Source organism: Pantoea vagans (genome assembly GCF_004792415.1).
GTDB classification, from domain to species: domain Bacteria; phylum Pseudomonadota; class Gammaproteobacteria; order Enterobacterales; family Enterobacteriaceae; genus Pantoea; species Pantoea vagans.
The window spans coordinates 2,691,078-2,709,104 of record NZ_CP038853.1; the positions used below are offsets into that span (position 1 = coordinate 2,691,078).

Annotated in this window: 15 protein-coding genes; 2 read left to right on the forward strand and 13 right to left on the reverse strand. The window is 54.1% G+C overall.

The features are described 5' to 3' along the window. Positions 1-2: 2 nt before the first annotated feature. Positions 3-773: a tRNA uridine 5-oxyacetic acid(34) methyltransferase CmoM gene (cmoM, locus tag EGO56_RS12735; RefSeq protein WP_135909501.1), complete on the reverse strand. Its 771-nt coding sequence runs from the start codon at positions 771-773 to the stop codon at positions 3-5. Positions 774-898: 125 nt separating this feature from the next. Here cmoM and elyC point away from each other — a divergent pair, with 125 nt between their 5' ends. Next, complete coding sequence (gene elyC / locus EGO56_RS12740) at positions 899-1,684, forward strand: envelope biogenesis factor ElyC (protein WP_135909503.1); 786 nt, start codon at positions 899-901, stop codon at positions 1,682-1,684. Here the strand turns inward: elyC and EGO56_RS12745 are convergent. The 12 genes from EGO56_RS12745 to serC form a co-directional block, all read right to left on the reverse strand. Next, complete coding sequence (locus EGO56_RS12745; protein WP_135909505.1) at positions 1,664-2,557, reverse strand: phosphotransferase; 894 nt, start codon at positions 2,555-2,557, stop codon at positions 1,664-1,666. The two genes, elyC and EGO56_RS12745, sit on opposite strands and share 21 nt — an antisense overlap. A 111-nt stretch (positions 2,558-2,668) precedes the next feature. Further along, entirely contained in the window at positions 2,669-3,418 is a 750-nt protein-coding gene (gene kdsB / locus EGO56_RS12750; RefSeq protein ID WP_135909507.1) for a 3-deoxy-manno-octulosonate cytidylyltransferase, read from the reverse strand. Beyond that, a complete protein-coding gene (locus EGO56_RS12755) occupies positions 3,415-3,597 on the reverse strand; it encodes a Trm112 family protein (protein ID WP_003849374.1) in 183 nt (60 codons plus the stop codon). The genes kdsB and EGO56_RS12755 overlap by 4 nt, the downstream gene beginning before the upstream one ends. Positions 3,598-3,702: 105 nt before the next feature. Then, on the reverse strand, positions 3,703-4,917 hold the full coding sequence (locus tag EGO56_RS12760; RefSeq protein ID WP_135909509.1) for a winged helix-turn-helix domain-containing protein: 1,215 nt from the start codon (positions 4,915-4,917) through the stop codon (positions 3,703-3,705). Between the two features lie 39 nt (positions 4,918-4,956). Further along, positions 4,957-5,943, reverse strand: a complete 987-nt coding sequence (gene lpxK / locus EGO56_RS12765; RefSeq protein ID WP_135909511.1) for a tetraacyldisaccharide 4'-kinase — start codon at positions 5,941-5,943, stop codon at positions 4,957-4,959. Further along, entirely contained in the window at positions 5,940-7,688 is a 1,749-nt protein-coding gene (gene msbA / locus EGO56_RS12770) for a lipid A ABC transporter ATP-binding protein/permease MsbA (RefSeq protein ID WP_135909513.1), read from the reverse strand. Before msbA ends, lpxK begins: the two co-directional genes overlap by 4 nt. Before the next feature lie 34 nt (positions 7,689-7,722). Continuing rightward, a complete protein-coding gene (locus tag EGO56_RS12775; protein WP_167493436.1) occupies positions 7,723-9,978 on the reverse strand; it encodes a DNA internalization-related competence protein ComEC/Rec2 in 2,256 nt (751 codons plus the stop codon). A gap of 204 nt (positions 9,979-10,182) precedes the next feature. Then, positions 10,183-10,467: an integration host factor subunit beta gene (gene ihfB, locus EGO56_RS12780; RefSeq protein WP_003849360.1), complete on the reverse strand. Its 285-nt coding sequence runs from the start codon at positions 10,465-10,467 to the stop codon at positions 10,183-10,185. Between the two features lie 82 nt (positions 10,468-10,549). After that, positions 10,550-12,223: a 30S ribosomal protein S1 gene (gene rpsA / locus EGO56_RS12785; RefSeq protein WP_003849352.1), complete on the reverse strand. Its 1,674-nt coding sequence runs from the start codon at positions 12,221-12,223 to the stop codon at positions 10,550-10,552. 108 nt (positions 12,224-12,331) lie between these two features. Next, a complete protein-coding gene (gene cmk, locus EGO56_RS12790; RefSeq protein ID WP_013357315.1) occupies positions 12,332-13,018 on the reverse strand; it encodes a (d)CMP kinase in 687 nt (228 codons plus the stop codon). A gap of 199 nt (positions 13,019-13,217) precedes the next feature. After that, the gene (gene aroA / locus EGO56_RS12795; RefSeq protein WP_135909517.1) at positions 13,218-14,504 is read right to left on the reverse strand and encodes a 3-phosphoshikimate 1-carboxyvinyltransferase; all 1,287 of its coding nucleotides are present in this window, start codon (positions 14,502-14,504) and stop codon (positions 13,218-13,220) included. 82 nt (positions 14,505-14,586) lie between these two features. Further along, complete coding sequence (gene serC, locus EGO56_RS12800; protein ID WP_013357313.1) at positions 14,587-15,672, reverse strand: 3-phosphoserine/phosphohydroxythreonine transaminase; 1,086 nt, start codon at positions 15,670-15,672, stop codon at positions 14,587-14,589. A 326-nt stretch (positions 15,673-15,998) separates the two neighbouring features. Here serC and ycaO point away from each other — a divergent pair, with 326 nt between their 5' ends. Beyond that, positions 15,999-17,762 (forward strand): 30S ribosomal protein S12 methylthiotransferase accessory factor YcaO, encoded by a 1,764-nt coding sequence (ycaO, locus tag EGO56_RS12805; RefSeq protein ID WP_135909519.1) that lies wholly within the window; start codon positions 15,999-16,001, stop codon positions 17,760-17,762. The last annotated feature ends 265 nt before the right edge of the window (positions 17,763-18,027 follow it).

Genomic DNA, 18,027 nt, shown 5'->3' on the forward strand with positions numbered 1-18,027 from the left:
TTCTACCCCGGTTTACGCGCGGTCACATGGATGTAGCGCCCTAAGCTTAAAAAGGGTTCCTGACGGCAGTAACGCCGCTCCATCTCAATAATTTCGTCGTCGCTTTTTGGCTCGCCCTTCGGCGGTTTCATGTAGTCACTGAATACCCGGATCCCGGCACGCTGCTCAATCACAAAGCCACACGCCTCCAGCCAGCGATAGACCTGCTCGGGGTCGCGCGGATAGTCAGGCGACAGGGTTCGCTTTTTGCGTTTAGTCAGGTTGGTGCGCAGATAGCCGAAGTTACCCAGCGTTAAGGTGCGCAATGTCAGGCCGTGCAGATTGTAAAACATCAGCGACATGACGCCCCCCGGACGCAGCAGATCGAACAGCGCTTTGAGCACCTTCTCCGGTTCAGCGACCCACTCAAGCACAGCGTGGAACAATACCAGATCCACCGGCTTATCCAAATGTTCGCCCACCTGCTGCGCGCTAATTTGTCTGAATTGCATGTTGTGGCTCACACCCTGCGCCGCCGCATTTTCGGCGGCCCGACGCAGCATCTCAGCAGAGAGGTCACACAGCAAAACCTGATGGCCCTGTGCAGCCAGCCCGCTGGAGACCTGGCCGACACCGCCGCCGGCATCCAGTATCGACAGCGGATGGGGTGACAGGCCAGGAACTATCTTCTCCAGCTCATCCCGGAGGATGGCCTGGCGTATCTTCCCTTTGGTGGTGCCGTAAATATTTTGCGAAAATTTATCCGCGAGATCGTCAAAGTTACGATCCTGCATGGCATGCGCTCCGGTATGCTGCGGTGAGACTTGTGCTATTTTGTCACAGGCACCAGAAGAATGAACCTTTCATCCCCATCTTCCCTTCCGGGTGCTCTATTTTCGGACAACAGGACGCGTTTTCGATGTTATTTACCCTGAAAAAAGTGATTGGCGGGCTGCTTTTACCCTTGCCGTTTCTGCTTTTGCTGATGGCGCTGGGCATTTTACTGCTTTGGTTTACTGACTGGCAAAAAAGCGGCAAAACCGTGATCTCCGTCAGCTGGCTGTTACTGCTGCTGCTGAGCCTGCAACCGCTGGCCGATCGGCTGCTTTTGCCGCTGGATATCCGTTATCCGACCTGGAACGGCGCAGAGAAGGTGGACTACATTGTGGTGCTGGGCGGAGGCTATACCTTCAATCCGGCCTGGGCACCCAGCTCGAACCTGCTGAATAACAGTCTGCCACGCGTGGCAGAAGGTATTCGTCAATGGCAACGCAATCCACAGTCGACCCTGATTTTTACCGGTGCTGCCGGTGGCACCAATCCGAAGAGCAGCGCCTGGGTAGCCGCTCAGGTGGCAGAAAGTCTGGGCGTGCCGCGCGAACATATTCAGATTCTGGACCAGCCTCGTGATACCGCGGATGAAGCGCAGGCGGTCAAAACGGTAGTCGGCGATCGCCCGATGCTGCTGGTCACCTCAGCGAATCATATGCCGCGGGCGATACGCTTTTTCCACGCGGTCGGTCTGAAGCCGATTGCTGCGCCTGCTAATCAGCTGGCGATTACCTCACCGCTGAATGGCTGGGAACGGGCGCTACCATCATCGATCTGGCTGAGCCACAGCGAACGGGCTGTGTATGAGACGCTGGGCACGTTACTGCAGCGACTTAAAGGTGAGGAACCCGACTCAGCCGAGCCAGGGAAGTAGTTGCGTGCAGGCATGGTCAAAACGAGGACGATTAAACGTGCCGGTCTGCACAAGATGCTCGATGCAGTCCCACAGCTGATAAACCCATCGGCGCCAGACAAAGCCCTCAGAGACGGGTGCCCGTTGCAGGTAGTCGTGCAGCAGCGCTGTCTCGGCGGGTGAGGTATCCAGATGGATCAGGTCGTATTCACGGGGCGCCCAGAGAATCGTGCCCGGCTGTGTCATCGCGACTAACTGGTCGCTGCGGCTGTTTTTCAGCATGCTCTGCAGCCGCACGTTGCCGTGAACCATCACACAGGGGTCATCGAATTCGCGAAAAAGATGCGCCAGACGCGACCGGCAGCGGAACAGAATCTGGCGATCTTCCAGCGTGAAGGCGGGTGGGCGCAGATAGCTCAGGGTCGACCACAATACTTCAACCCGTTGTGCATACCAGGCCGGCCAGTGATTCTGCTGCGTGCTGTCTACCGTTCCGACCAGGCCGTGGCTGTCGAGCCGGTGCCAGGCCAGCAGCCCCTCGACTGCCTGTTCGCAAAACTGTTGCCAGCGCTGAGCATCCCGCGCAGGCGCCTCCGCCGTCACGCCATTCAGTCGCGCCATCAGAAGCATTTCATGTACCGGAGGCTGCTGGCTCAGCACCAGACCATAGACGGCTGGCACCGGAATCAATCCGGCCTGCCCCAGTAATGCCAGCTTTCTGGCTTCCAGCGCTGCCCGCCCCTGATGACGAAAATATTTTGCCACCATCGGCATGGGGTGCCCCTGCCGATCGTACAGGGCATAGAGTCGGGTGGGCGGATGTTCACTGATTAATTCGAGGCGGCTGATGGTTTCACCCAGCGCCAGCGTGAGTTCCGATTTAAGCTGTTCCATGCGGCATCCTCCTCAGATGAGTATCACAATATCCTGAAGGAAGTAATGGAGATAAGTTTAGCGGCGGATCAATAACGTTGCGCTGAAACGGGGAGACTGACTCCCCGTGTATCAGGCCTGCATGGCAGCGCGGACGCGTTGCAAATCGTCTGGCGTATCCACGCCCACGCTGGGAATGGTTTTTGCTACGGCGACATGAATTTTTTCGCCGTACCATAAGACACGCAGTTGCTCGAGCAGCTCAATCTGTTCAAGAGGACAAGGCGCCCAGGCAACATAGCGGCGAATAAAACCAGCCCGGTAGGCATAGATGCCAATGTGTCGCAAAAGCGTATCGCCAATCTGTTCGCGTGAGGCAGCATAGCGTTCACGATCCCAGGGAATGGTGGCCCGTGAGAAATAGAGCGCATAGCCATTCGCATCCATGACCACCTTCACCGCGTTCGGATTGAAGGCTTCTTCCACATCGGTGATTGGCACCGCCAGCGTTGCCATCCCGGCCGCTGAGCCCGCCAGATTGGTCGCCACCTGACGCACAATCTCTGCCGGGATCATCGGCTCATCACCCTGCACGTTGACGATGATTTCGTCATCAGCAAACTGATATTTTTCGATCACTTCCGCCAGCCGCTCCGTGCCGGACTGGTGATCGGCGCGCGTCATGCAGACTTCACCGCCTGCCGCTTCCACTGCCAGAGCCACATCGGGATGGTCGGTGGCAACAATGACCCGGCTGGCACCCGATTCACGGGCGCGCTCCATCACATGCACGACCATCGGTTTACCGTGAATATCGAGCAGCGGCTTGCCGGGTAACCGGGTTGACGCATAGCGAGCAGGAATGATGGCAGTGAAACTCATGGATGAATCTCTTCCACTGACAGCGTGCGGGCTTCAGTTTCCAGCAGCACCGGAATACCATCCCGAACCGGGAAGGCCAGGCCATCAGGCTTGCAGATCAGCTCCTGCTGCGCATTGTTGAAGTAAAGTTTGCCATTGCACACCGGGCAGGCAACGATTTCGAGTAAACGATGATCCATATGTCCTCCATCAGGAACCGAATGCTTAAGGCACCAAGCATACCATAGCGCGGCGCAGGCGGGATGGGGTAAAACGCCTTACCGCAGCGGCTGCCGCAAAATTGATTAATTCAGCTGCCACCGGGCTGGCCAGTGGTCTTTGAGTGCATCAGGTACCTGCAGAATAGCGACGCTTTCTGCCCCCTGCCAGGCCGCGAAGCATTCAATCGCACGCCGGATATCCACCACAAAGCGCGCCGTGACGCGGGTCGTCTCTTCCAGCCAGAGTTTTTTAATCTCCAGCTGTTTGGCCTGACGCAGCATACGGGCATCGAGCCGCCCTTTTATCTGCCCACGATGAAGGATGGGCAAAACGAAATAGCCAAACTTGCGCTTCTCCTCCGGGGTGTAACACTCGATACGATAGTCAAAGCTGAACAGCTCCAGCGCACGTTTGCGATCCCAGACCACCGGATCAAAAGGTGACAGCAGCGCGCTGTGCGTTGCCTGCAGCGGCGTCTCCAGCCACGGTAAGTAGTCACGATGCAGCCACATCTCACCCAGTCCCTCTGTATTGACGGCGACCAGCTCGCCCGTAGCCTGGGCATCAGAGATAAAGTCGTTCAGGGGTGCCCGTTTAAGGCGATAGTAGTCCGGCAGCCAGGCCGCGCGGAAAATCCCTAAGCTACGGGCGCTGTTCATCAGCATCTGTCGGGTGGCCTCGGCTTCGCTGATGCCATGCACCGCATCCTGCCAGTCGGGCATGACACGGCTTCGCAAATCGTAGACGCGCTGAAAGTTACGGCGTTCTGTGACCATCAGCTCACCGGCACTGAAGAGATTTTCCAGGTGTCGCTTGTGTGGTTTCCAGTCCCACCAGCCTGATTTCGGATTACCGGGATGGGTGAAATCGGCGGCGCGCACCGGACCGTTTTCCTGAATCAGCTGCAGTAATTCGGTAATCGCCTGCTGGTGTTCAGCGACCCACTGCGCGTTGTATTTCCAGCCAAGGCGCTCAGGCGACAGCATGCGATGACGAAGCAGTCTGTAATCGGCGCGGGGAATAAAGCAGGCTTCGTGCGCCCAGTATTCAAAGAGATCGCCCTGGGCCAGCGCCTGTTCCAGCCATGCCTGAGGATAGTTTCCCAGGCGACTGAACAGCACCAGATAAGGACTGCGGGCCACCACATGGATGGTGTCGATTTGCAGCAGCGACATACGAGAAATGCAGCTGATCAGATCCTGATAAACAGCGCGTTTTGCCGGAGGGCGCAGCAGGCCCTGCGCGGCGAGATGAAGGTGACGTGCTTGCTGTAACGAAAGTGAATGCGGGGTGTTCATCCTCTTCCTTATCAGGCTTCACCTGAATGGGTGCAGGTATCAGAGCGGGCGACGGCAGCGTTGTTCAATGTCGTCCAGTAACGGCGTTACGGCGTTACCGGATAAATGGGCATCAACCGGCAGATACCACCAGTCAGGCTGCGCAAAGTGACGGCATTTCACTGCGTCCTTTTCAGTCATCAGTAGCTGCTGACCCGGCTGTAATAATCGTGTCAGCTCATCCTCACTGTAGGCATGATGGTCAGCAAAGGCGATCTCTGCGACTGGCGTTATGCCCTGCTGTTTCAGCGTGGTGAAAAAACGCGGAGGATGACCAATACCGGCCATGGCGACCACGGCACCCAGTTGCTCAGGTGCGCGGGTTTCCCCGGTCAGCAGATTGGTGGCGAGTCCGGGCTGAAGTTGCATTGCAATCTCGTCACCCAGGACCTCACCGCCATTAATGATGACGGCATCGACCTGGTGGAGACGATCGGCACGTTCACGCATCGGACCGGCAGGCAACCACCAGCCATTGCCAAAGCGACGAACGCCATCAACCACCACGATCTCGCGATCGCGCTGCAGCGCATAATGTTGCAGGCCGTCGTCAGTGATAATCACATCCAGCGGCCCCTGCTTCAGTAACGCCTCAATCGCCTGTCGCCGTTTGGGCGCAACCGCGACCGGCGCTCCGGTGCGCTGGGCGATCAGTACTGGTTCATCACCGGCCTGTTGCGTGGGGGTCTGCGCCGTGACCAGCAAGGGATAGTGGTCCGCCTTGCCGCCATATCCTCTGGAGACGACGCCAGCGCGCAGGCCACGCTGCTGCAGCGCCTCGACCAGCCAGATCACGACCGGCGTCTTTCCATTGCCACCAGCAGTGAGATTACCCACCACCACGACCGGCAGAGGCGCACGCCAGCTTTTACGCCAGCCGCGCCTGTAACTGAAACGTATCAGGGCCGTGATCGCACCATACAGCAGGCTGAATGGCCATAACAGAATCCATAACGGGGAGCGACCACTCCAGATACGTTCAATCATTGGCCGAATTGCATCTTATGCAGCTGTGCATAGGCGCCACGTTCTGCTAACAGCACCTGATGCGTTCCGCGTTCAACAATCTGACCATCTTCGATCACTACGATTTCATCGGCTTTCTCAATGGTAGAGAGACGGTGCGCAATCACCAGCGAGGTACGGTTCTTCTGCAACTCATCCAGTGCAGACTGAATGGCGCGTTCTGACTCGGTATCCAGCGCAGAAGTCGCTTCATCCAGGATCAGAATCGGACAATCACGCAGCAACGCACGGGCAATGGCGATACGCTGACGCTGACCGCCAGATAACAGCACGCCATTCTCGCCAATCACCGTATCCAGGCCTTTATCCATTTTATTGATAAAGTCCATGGCATGCGCCATGGTGGCCGCCTGCTCAATCTCTTCACGGCTATATTGCTCACTTCGGGCATACGCGATGTTATTAGCAATGGTGTCGTTGAAGAGATGCACATTCTGCGACACCAGCGCCACCTGATTACGCAGCGCACGCAGGCTGTACTCACGCAGATCATGACCATCCAGCAGGATTTGGCCCTGCTGAATGTCATAAAAGCGGGTCAGCAGGCTCGCCATCGTAGACTTACCTGAACCGGAACGGCCCACCAGCGCCACCGTTTTTCCTGCCGGCAGCGACAGATTGATATTACGCAGTGCCGGAATTTCACGACCTGGATAGGTAAAGGTTACATCACGGAATTCGATATCCCCTTTAGCACGGGTGATCTGGCGCGTGCCGTTGTCCACTTCCTGCTCGCTATCCAGAATAGAGAACAGCGTCTGACAGGCCGCCATGCCACGCTGGAACTGGGCATTGACGTTGGTCAGAGACTTAAGCGGACGCATCAGGGCAATCATCGAGGAGAAGACAACGGTGATCGTACCGGCTGTCAGCGTATCCATGACGCTGGGGAAGCTGGCAGCATAAAGGACAAAAGCCAGTGCCAGCGACGCGATCAGCTGAATAATCGGGTCTGAAATGGAAGAAGCAGAGACCAGTTTCATACCCTGCTGGCGCATACGGTTACTGACGCGGGAAAAACGCTCCGACTCAATTTCCTGACCGCCAAAGATCAGCACTTCTTTGTGCCCCTTCAGCATCTGCTCGGCGCTGGTTGTCACCTGCCCCATGGTGTTCTGCATACTTTTGCTGATCGAGCGGAAGCGCTTGGATACGGTACGGATTGCAAATGAGACGACAGGTGCCAGGACAATCAGGATTAACGACAGCTGCCAGCTGTAGTAGAACATCATGATGAACAGGCCAATAATAGAGGCACCTTCACGCACGACAGTGACCAGTGCGCCCGAAGATGAAGAGGCAACCTGCTCCGAATCATAGGTAATGCGCGACAGCAGGGTACCGGTTGACTGCTGGTCAAAAAATGAAACCGGCATGCCCATCATATGGCTGAACAGGCGACGACGGATATTCATCACCACATTGCCAGAGACCCAGGAGATGCAGTAGCTGGAGATATAACTGGTGACTCCGCGAACCAGCATCAGGCCAATAACGACTAATGGCATCCAAAGCATTACTGACCTGTCAGCTTTACCAAAGCCATCATCCAGTAACGGTTTCAACAGGGAGAGCATTAAGGCGTCGCCCGCAGCATTAATAATCAGGGCGACAGAGGCCACGATTAATCCCGCTTTGTTAGGCGCGATCATCGGCCAGAGTCGGCGAAACGTCTGCCACGTAGAGAGATCTTTATCTTGATGCATTATTTATTCACGCTGTTGGAAATAGCCGGCCATTCTACCTGGATTCGCGTTTGACGCCAAACCACTGATGATACCAACGGGGCATTAATTGTTCCCGCAGGGTGAAAACCTGCACTCTGCCCTGCTCTATCCTGATACTGATTTGTCCTGACTGGCCCGTGTCCAGCCACTGAAATCCAGCCGTTCGGTAATTTTCCAGCACATTTTTCGCGGGCATGCGCCATGCATTGTAGCGTGCCAGAGAGGCAATCGCGGTGTGTCCTTCTGTTTTACGCAGCAGCAGGGAGGTCGACGAAGTACGGCTTCCGTGGTGCGGTACCTGCAGGATATCGGCCTTCAGCCCCTGCTTCTCCAGCGCCACCAGCTGACGTTCCGCTTTAGCTTCAATATCACCGGTTAACAGTAGCCGGACCTGACCGTCATTGACAATGATGACACAGGAGTCGTTGTTCCCACCGGCTAAAGGGTTCGTCAGCGGCCAGACAACCCGGAAATGGAGCTGTCGCCAGCGCCACTGCGTACCACGTACACAGGGTAAGTGCGTTTTATCCGCCAGTGCGCTTCTCACTTCAACCGCGGGCCAGCGTTGCGTAATCGCCTGCAGCCCACCAGTGTGATCCAGATGGTTATGACTGAGGATGACCTGTTTTAAACGTAACTGTCTGTGCTCCAGCCAGGGAATAATCACCCGGCTCCCCGCATTATCGTTCTGCCAGCGTGGCCCTGTGTCATACATCACCGCTTCGTTACCCTGAGTGAGCACTATGCTCAGACCGTGTCCGATATCCAGCATATCGATGCGCCAGCCCTGCTCCGGTTCTGGCTGTCGACTCAGTATCATCGTCAGCGCTAGCGCGCAGCTGCTTAATGGCAGAGAGAAGAAGAACTGTGCACGCCAGAGAATCAGGCCACCCCATACCATGACCGTAAACCAGGCTGTGCCACTTAGCGGCCACCAGCCCGGCGGCAGCAACGTCAGGCAATAAAACAGTGCGCGTAAAGAGAGATCGGCCGCACCCCAAAAGAAGGCAGATAAATGCGCTACCGGCAGCAGCATGGCAAGTGTTACAAGGGGCATGGTAATAAATGAGACGACCGGGATTGCGACAACATTGGCCACCAGTGCGGTCAGGCTGATCCCGTTGAATATCGCCACCTGTAACGGCACCATCAAAATCATCATGCCCGCCTGCAAGTGCAGCAGTTGTAACGGAATCCAGCGCCGTTGATGACGGAACCGCGCAGGCAGCGGGAACCAGTGATACCAGACCAGCAGCATGCCGACAGCCAGTACCGAAAGCCAGAAGCTGTCAGAGAGCACCGTCAGCGGATCCGTTACCAGCAGCAACGCAATACAGAACGTCCAGATCTGCCAGCTGTTCAGCTGAACACCCGCAAACCGTGTTATTGCCCATAGCGTCAGGGCGAGCAGCGAACGGGCTGCGGGCGGCTGAGCCCCGGAGAGCCACGTATATACTGCAGCAAATAGCCAGCTCACGATGAGGGGAAAAAGATAGCCGATAAAGCGGGCTGGCAGGATAAATTGTACCCCACGCGCCATCATCCAGCCGGTGCTGGCGGCCAGGGCAATATGCATGCCCGATATCGCCATCAGGTGCGCCGTGCCGGTATCACGCAGTAGCTGACGTGTCTGCTGGCTCATCTCATCTCTGATGCCAAATGTCAGTGCCTCCAGCGTGCCTCGAAAAGGCATTTCGCGGGTTCTGTCACGGTGCCATACAATAAATCGCCAGCGGCCATCACAGCGATCGCTGACAGCATCCTGTTTAAGGATCCGCCCCTGGAGCGGCGTATTATTCGCGAGTGCAAAACGCTGGGCATCGAAGTCGCCTTCATTCAGGCGGGCATGAACCGGTCGTAAGCGCAGCTGCATCGTCCAGCGTTGTCCAGGACAGTAAATAGTTGGATCAGCATCTAAATAAAGCCAGGCAAAGCGAGGCGGAAATATCATCCTGCCCTCCTCTTCCAGCAGACGAACCCGGATTTGTTTTCGCTCTTGCCGCAGTTCATTAATCTGAAGGGTGAAGGTGGCGGGCCGTGCGGAGAGACGTTCAATATCCTGCACCATCACGCGGGCATCGTGACAGGCCCATGCCAGAAACAACAGAGTGATACCCGTCAGACGAGCGGGCTGATAAGGACAATGTTGCAGAGCCACGCCCACAAAGAGCAGGACCACTATCGCCTCACCGGAAGGCAGTCGGGCCATCAGCAGTAGCGGTAACGTTGCAACGATCGCCAGTCGCGCCAGAACGGTCCATGTCAGCATAATCGTGTCCATTATTTCAGTACGATTATTCTGGGCAAATGCGGTGAAAGTTACAGGAGAGGATCAGTCAGGCGCGGGCGGTCTCGCAAAAAGAATAACGGATTGCAGTGTTGGGTACAGCATTCCGGATGTCAGATCTGAATCTGAATAACAGGCAAAAAAAAACGACATCCGGAGATGTCGTTTATCTGGTTCGGTATCAGCTTAGCCGTAGATATTTGCGCGATCGCGCAGCTCTTTGCCTGGCTTAAAGTGGGGAACGTATTTACCTTCCAGATCCACTTTGTCACCCGTTTTCGGGTTACGTCCAGTACGCGGAGCGCGATAGTGCAAAGAAAAGCTGCCGAATCCCCGGATTTCGATGCGTTCGCCCTGTGCCAGCGTAGTGGCCATGTGCTCAAGCATCTCTTTTACTGCATCCTCAACGACTTTCGCCGGTATATGAGTATGCTGTCCCGCCAGTCTTTCGATCAGTTCTGACTTGGTCATGTAACCTCCGGTTTATCCCTGTGGGAATGTATGACAGCTTTTACCGAAACCGGGTGGTTGCCCACCCGGTGCTTCAGGTCAATTACTCGCCTTTAGCCGCTTTGAACGCTTCAGCCATAGCGCTAGAGAAATTGCCTTCTTCCTGTTTGGTGTTAACAGTATTGATAGCTTCTTTCTCATCAGCCTGGTCTTTCGCACGGACAGACAGGCTTACGACACGGTTTTTACGATCAACGCCGGTGAACTTAGCTTCAACGTCGTCGCCAACGTTCAGAACCAGAGTTGCATCTTCAATGCGGTCCAGTGAAGCTTCAGAAGCGCGCAGGTAACCCTCAACGCCGTCTGCTAATTCAACTGTAGCACCTTTAGCATCAACTGCAGTCACTTTACCGGTGACGATGGCACCTTTCTTGTTCAGAGTGATGTAGTTGTTGAACGGATCTTCTGCCAGCTGTTTAACGCCCAGAGAGATACGCTCGCGCTCTGCATCAACCTGCAGTACAACGGCAGCGATTTCGTCGCCTTTTTTGTACTCACGAACGGCTTCTTCGCCAGTCGCGTTCCAGGAGATGTCAGACAGGTGAACCAGACCGTCGATGCCGCCGTCCAGGCCGATGAAGATACCGAAGTCAGTGATTGACTTGATTTTACCTTCAACACGATCGCCTTTGTTGTGCGTCTCAGCGAACAACTGCCATGGGTTAGATTTACACTGCTTCAGACCCAGGGAGATACGACGACGCTCTTCGTCAATGTCCAGAACCATAACTTCAACAACATCGCCTACGTTAACAACTTTAGACGGATGGATGTTTTTGTTGGTCCAGTCCATTTCAGACACGTGTACCAGACCTTCAACGCCTTCTTCGATTTCCACGAAGCAGCCGTAATCAGTCAGGTTGGTAACACGACCGGTCAGGCGGGTGCCTTCCGGATAGCGTTTAGCGATAGCAACCCATGGATCTTCGCCCAGCTGCTTCAGACCCAGAGAAACACGGGTACGCTCGCGGTCGAACTTCAGCACCTTAACGGTGATTTCGTCGCCAACGTTAACGATTTCGCTTGGATGCTTAACGCGTTTCCATGCCATATCAGTGATGTGCAGCAGGCCATCAACGCCGCCCAGATCAACGAATGCACCGTAGTCAGTGAGGTTCTTAACGATACCTTTAACTTCCATGCCTTCCTGCAGGTTTTCCAGCAGCTGATCGCGCTCTGCGCTGTTTTCGGATTCGATAACCGCACGACGTGAAACCACGACGTTGTTGCGTTTCTGATCCAGCTTGATGACTTTGAACTCAAGCTCTTTGCCTTCCAGATGCAGCGTATCGCGCACCGGACGCACATCTACCAGTGAACCTGGCAGGAACGCACGGATACCGTTGAGCTCAACTGTGAAGCCGCCTTTAACTTTGCCGTTGATAACACCGGTAACAGTTTCAGCGTCTTCGTAAGCTTTCTCCAGCGTGATCCATGCTTCATGGCGCTTAGCTTTCTCACGGGACAGCAGGGTTTCACCGAAGCCGTCTTCCACTGCATCCAGAGCAACATCAACTTCGTCGCCAACCTGGATTTCCAGTTCGCCGGCTGCGTTCTTGAACTGCTCTGCAGGAATTGCAGATTCAGATTTCAGACCCGCATCAACCAGAACGACATCTTTGTCGATAGAAACGACGATGCCACGAACGATAGAACCCGGGCGGGTTTCGATTGTTTTTAAGGATTCTTCAAATAGTTGAGCAAAAGATTCAGTCATATTGATAATCTTCAGGATTCTTCAATTTAACGTCCATCTGACTTCATGTCGGATGGGGTTGTTTCACATGCCCGGCACCGGATCCGTGGTACAGGGTGATAAATTCAGTTAAGCCGGAATGCCCAGCTTCTCGCGGGCATAGTGTAGCGCTTTTTCAATGACCTGGTCGATAGACATCTCGGTAGAGTCCAGAACCAGTGCATCAGCAGCAGCCACTAAAGGCGCAATTGCGCGGTTACGATCGCGGTCGTCGCGTTCTTTTATCTCGGCTAAAAGGCGGTCAAAGTTAACATTAAAGCCATTTCCCTGCAACTGTAGCATACGTCGCTGAGCACGCTCTTCCGGGCTGGCATCAAGGAAAATCTTTACTGGCGCATCCGGGAAAACCACGGTGCCCATATCACGGCCATCAGCGATCAAGCCCGGCATCTCGCGGAAACCGCGCTGGCGGCGCAATAACGCTTCGCGCACCCGTGGAAACGCAGCGACACGTGATGCGGTATTGCTGACCTCCTGAGTGCGGATTTCGCCGGTCACATCTTCACCTTCAAGTATGACCTGCATTTCACCGTTTTGTGACAAAAAGCGCACATCAAGATGCGCAGCAATCGGCACCAGCGCCTCTTCAGATTCAATGTCCACCTGATGATGCAATGCGGCTAAAGCCAGCACGCGATAAATAGCACCGGAATCCAGCAGATGCCACTGCAGCGATTCTGCCATCGCTTTGCACAGGGTTCCCTTTCCCGCTCCACTTGGCCCATCAATAGTTATGACCGGGGCAGTTACTGTCATTATTCCCTCCTGTTGCTGCGTGCATTATGACCTTCAGGCCACCCTTAATGCTTAGCATTATACGCTGCATAGCAAGGCTTGGTTACCCTTTCGCACTGACGGGGTTCGAAATGTTAGTCAATTCAGAGGATATCGGTGCGGTTGCAGCCAGATTAAATCAGGGAGAGATCCGGTGCGGAACCGCACCGGAAAGGCGATATCAGGCGTGCTGACTGATTTTAGCCAGCTGAACAAAATAGTCCGGGAAGGTTTTCGCTGTACAGCCAGGATCAAGAATGGTTACCGGCGTATCAGAAAGTGCAACCAGAGAAAAACACATCGCCATGCGGTGGTCATTGTAGGTGCCAATATCAGCATGAATCAGCGATGCTGGCGGTGTAATACGGATGAAATCATGACCTTCTTCGACTTCCGCCCCTACTTTACGTAATTCCGTGGCCATTGCGCTCAGTCGATCGGTCTCTTTTACCCGCCAGTTATAAATATTACGTAACTGGGTAGTGCCCTCTGCAAACAGCGCGGTGGTCGCAATGGTCATTGCAGCATCAGGGATATGATTCATATCCATATCGATAGCCTGCAGTTTTCCGGCTGTGCAGGCAATGTAATCATCGCCCCACTCAATCACAGCGCCCATCCTTTCCAGCACGTCAGCGAAACGGATGTCGCCCTGCACACTCTGGCGTCCAATACCGGTGACGCGAACCGTCCCGCCTTTTATGGCAGCAGCAGCCAGGAAATAGGAGGCGGAAGAGGCATCGCCTTCAACCAGGTAATCGCCCGGTGACTGATACTGTTGCTGTCCCTTGATCAGGAAGCGCTGATAGTTCTGATTCTCAACCTCGACGCCAAAGCACTGCATCAGATTCAGAGTGATATCGATATAAGGTTTGGAAACCAAATCGCCTTTGATGGTAATGCAGGTATCCTGCTGCGCCAGCGGCGCGGTCATCAGCAGTGCCGTCAGGAACTGACTGGAGACGCTGCCATCCACGCTGACGTCACCCCCGGTGAAACCTCCGCGTAAACGAAGCGGCGGATAGTTTTCATTTTCCAGGTACTCAATTGTTGCTCCCCCCTGACGAAGCGCGTCAACCAGATGGCCGATGGGACGCTCTTTCATGCGGGGTTCGCCCGTCAGTTCGATATCGTGTTCGCCCAGACAAAGTGCTGCGGCCAGAGGACGCATTGCGGTGCCAGCATTGCCCAGAAACAGCGACAGCGGTTGAGAGGAGCGCAGCGGCCCGGCATTTCCCGTCACTTCACACACGGTGCGATCGCCGGAAAGCGTATAGTTTACGCCCAGCGCGGTCAGCGCATTCAGCATATGCTTCACATCATCGCTGTCGAGCAGGTTGGTGAGACGGGTTGTACCTTTAGCCAGCGCAGCCAGCAGCAGTGCGCGATTGGAAACGCTTTTCGAACCGGGCAGATTTACGGTGCCATCGACGCGTGCGATCGGTTGGAGAGTCAGGGAGTCCTGCATGTGAAACGAAATCCTCAAAAAATACAGAGACCTCGCTATATGGCGAGGTCTGGCATCAGCATCAATGCTGATATCTTAGTAATCAGCCGTGACGGCGTTCAAAGTCGACCATGAAATCGGTCAGCGCCTTCACACCTTCCAGCGGCATCGCATTATAAATAGAGGCACGCATACCGCCTACTACACGGTGGCCTTTAAGCGCATGCAATCCTGCCTTAAATGACTCTTCCAGGAACAGCGCATCGAGCGACGCATCCGCCAGCTGGAAAGGAATATTCATACGCGAGCGGTTTTCTTTAGCCACATCGTTACGGTAGAAGCCACTGTGATCGATAACGCCGTAAAGCAGGTCAGATTTTGCCTGATTGATACGATCAATTTCGGCTACACCGCCCTTCTCTTTCAGCCATTTAAACACCAGGCCTGAGAGATACCACGCAAATGTTGGCGGAGTATTAAACATCGAATCATTATCGGCCAGCACTTTGTAATCGAGAATTGAAGGTACAGAGGCGTGCGCCTGACCCAGCAGATCTTCGCGAACGACAACCAGCGTTAATCCGGCCGGACCGACATTTTTTTGCGCACCTGCATAAATCACGCCATAGCGGCTCACATCGATCGGACGTGAAAGAATGGTAGATGAGAAGTCAGCGACAACCGTTTTACTGCCGAAATCGGGCTGTTCATCAATGGCGATGCCATCGATAGTTTCATTCGGGCAGAAATGCAGGTAAGCAGACGATTCGCTCACCTGCCATTCGCTCATCGGCAGAATGGCACGTTTACCATCGCGGGTGGTTTTCACATCCAGCGTGCGTGGGGAGCAATACTTTTCCGCTTCCTTAATTGCACTGTGCGCCCAGTAGCCGCCATCGACATAGTCGGCGCTGGTCGCTTGCCCGAGCAGATTACCTGGTACAGCAGCGAACTGCGCACGCGCGCCGCCATGACAGAATAAAACTTTGTAATTAGCCGGTATTTTTAGCAGATCACGGAAGTCCTGCTCCGCTTCCTCAGCCACCTGAATAAACTCTTTACTGCGGTGACTGATCTCCATTACAGAGGTACCCAGACCGCGCCAGTTCGTCAGCTCCTGTTCTGCACGACGAAGGACTTCAACCGGTAGCATCGCCGGGCCAGAGCTAAAATTATAAACTTGCGTCATTTCCCCTCACCACTGTCATATCGAACGGTTATGAATAACCATCCGGTTTTATCACTGCATTCTGATAGCTGCAATGATAAATCAGGGTGCGGTCACATTTTCTGAATCCGGCTCGCCGGAGGTTATGTTACCAATGCAAATCTGAACGGAATTTTGTGAGGCTCTATCCAGCCTCACCAATCCGCATTTGGCCTGAGTGCCGCGGCAATGAAAACTATGCCGGTAAACTAAGCCGGTAAAAATGTCCCGCCCTGATAGCGGTCAGTTAGCAAAATCCGTATCATGGCGCGCTTTACGCACCCTATGACAACAGAGAGAGCGGCACTATGACGCAAACATTTATCCCGGGCAAAGATGCCGCACTGGAAGACTCCATCGCGCGTTTCCAGAACAAGCTGCAGGATCTTGGCTTTAATATTGAAGAAGCCTCCTGGCTTAATCCTGTTCCCCATGTCTGGTCTGTGCATATCCGCGACCGCGATTGCCCGCTCTGCTTTACCAATGGTAAAGGCGCCAGTAAAAAAGCGGCACTGGCTTCTGCGCTGGGCGAGTATTTTGAGCGTCTCTCTACTAACTATTTTTTTGCTGATTTCTGGCTGGGGAAAAAGATCGCTAACGGTGATTTTGTTCACTATCCCAATGAAAAATGGTTTGCGTTACCAGAGGATAATTCCTTACCTGAAGGCATTCTGGATGCGCGTCTGCATGCGTTTTACGATGCCGACAATGCTCTGACGGCTTCCGGCCTGATTGATTTGCAGTCCGGCAATGCTGAGCGTGGTATATGCGCTATGCCCTTTACCCGCCAGTCCGATCAGCAAACTGTCTATATCCCGATGAACATCATCGGCAACCTCTATGTCTCAAATGGCATGTCGGCGGGCAACACCGCGAATGAAGCGCGTGTTCAGGGGTTGTCAGAAGTGTTTGAGCGCTACATTAAAAACCGCATTATTGCTGAATCAATCAGCCTGCCAGCGATTCCTGATGAGGTGATGCAGCGTTATCCTGACGTCATTGAGGCGATTGCGCGCCTTGAAGCGGAAGGCTTCCCGATTTTCGCCTATGACGCCTCGCTGGGCGGCAAATATCCGGTTATCTGTGTGGTGCTGTTTAACCCGACCAACGGCACCTGTTTTGCTTCCTTTGGTGCGCACCCTGATTTCGGTGTGGCACTGGAGCGTACCGTTACAGAGTTGCTGCAGGGTCGCAGCCTCAAAGATCTGGATGTGTTTACACCACCGACCTTTGATGACGAAGAAGTGGCTGAACATGCCAACCTTGAAACACACTTCATCGATTCAAGCGGTCTGATCTCCTGGGATCTGTTTAAAGAGACGGCAGATTATCCTTTTGTCGACTGGTCTTTCGCGGGCAGCACCGAGCAGGAATTTGCTACGCTGATGGCGATCTTCGCTTCAGAAGATCAGGAAGTGTATATCGCTGACTACGAGCACCTGGGTGTCTATGCCTGCCGCATCATCGTACCTGGCATGTCTGATATCTACCCGGCGGAAGATCTGTTCCTGGCAAATAACAGCATGGGTGCAGGCATGCGTGAAACCCTGCTTGCCCTGCCTGACAGCAACTGGAATCCGGAAGAGTATCTGGATCTGATTGGACAGCTGGATGATGAAGGTTTTGACGACTTCACCCGTGTTCGCGAGCTGCTGGGCCTGGCAACCGGTAAAGACAACGGCTGGTACACGCTGCGAATTGGCGAATTAAAAGCGATGCTGGCGCTGGCGGGCGGCGATCTGGATCAGGCATTAATCTGGACCGAGTGGACAATGGAGTTTAACAGCTCAATCTTTACGCCAGAGCGGGCTAACTACTATCGTTGCCTGCAGACCCTGCTGTTGCTGGCAATGGAAGATGAGCGCGATCCGCTGCAGTATCATCACGCCTTCCTGCGTATGTATGGTGAGAACGCAATGGAAGCGGCTTCCGCTGCTATCAGTGGTGAGAATCCGTTTAACGGGCTTCAGGCTGTGGATGAAGAGTTGCAGGCATTCCCGGCCCATCAATCCCTGCTTGCTGCCTACGAAAAACTGCAGGCTGCTAAACGTCATTACTGGAAAAAAGCGTAAGGCATAATGCCTGAAGCTGGAAACAGATAGCTCAACATGGCACTGGATTTATCTGGTGCCATAATTTCCCTCTATCTCAATGAAACATTAGCTGTAATAAAAATACCTTCCGCCACATTGCATCATTTCACTTAACATATAAGATATTAATTCGTAACATAGACTGAATTAAAAGTGCGAGCAACTACATCCCATTAAAATATATTTGTATTTTTAAAATTTATTTAAATCTCTAATTTCAATAATTTACGCGATTATTTTTTCA

Coding starts and splice junctions, on each gene's coding strand:
- serC (WP_013357313.1), bottom strand. CDS start 15,672: ATGACGCAAGTTTATAATTTTAGCTCTGGCCCGGCGATGCTACCGGTT.
- ycaO (WP_135909519.1), top strand. CDS start 15,999: ATGACGCAAACATTTATCCCGGGCAAAGATGCCGCACTGGAAGACTCC.
- lpxK (WP_135909511.1), bottom strand. CDS start 5,943: ATGATTGAACGTATCTGGAGTGGTCGCTCCCCGTTATGGATTCTGTTA.
- kdsB (WP_135909507.1), bottom strand. CDS start 3,418: ATGAGTTTCACTGCCATCATTCCTGCTCGCTATGCGTCAACCCGGTTA.
- EGO56_RS12760 (WP_135909509.1), bottom strand. CDS start 4,917: ATGAACACCCCGCATTCACTTTCGTTACAGCAAGCACGTCACCTTCAT.
- msbA (WP_135909513.1), bottom strand. CDS start 7,688: ATGCATCAAGATAAAGATCTCTCTACGTGGCAGACGTTTCGCCGACTC.
- cmk (WP_013357315.1), bottom strand. CDS start 13,018: ATGACAGTAACTGCCCCGGTCATAACTATTGATGGGCCAAGTGGAGCG.
- cmoM (WP_135909501.1), bottom strand. CDS start 773: ATGCAGGATCGTAACTTTGACGATCTCGCGGATAAATTTTCGCAAAAT.
- rpsA (WP_003849352.1), bottom strand. CDS start 12,223: ATGACTGAATCTTTTGCTCAACTATTTGAAGAATCCTTAAAAACAATC.
- aroA (WP_135909517.1), bottom strand. CDS start 14,504: ATGCAGGACTCCCTGACTCTCCAACCGATCGCACGCGTCGATGGCACC.
- ihfB (WP_003849360.1), bottom strand. CDS start 10,467: ATGACCAAGTCAGAACTGATCGAAAGACTGGCGGGACAGCATACTCAT.
- EGO56_RS12755 (WP_003849374.1), bottom strand. CDS start 3,597: ATGGATCATCGTTTACTCGAAATCGTTGCCTGCCCGGTGTGCAATGGC.
- elyC (WP_135909503.1), top strand. CDS start 899: ATGTTATTTACCCTGAAAAAAGTGATTGGCGGGCTGCTTTTACCCTTG.
- EGO56_RS12745 (WP_135909505.1), bottom strand. CDS start 2,557: ATGGAACAGCTTAAATCGGAACTCACGCTGGCGCTGGGTGAAACCATC.
- EGO56_RS12775 (WP_167493436.1), bottom strand. CDS start 9,978: ATGCTGACATGGACCGTTCTGGCGCGACTGGCGATCGTTGCAACGTTA.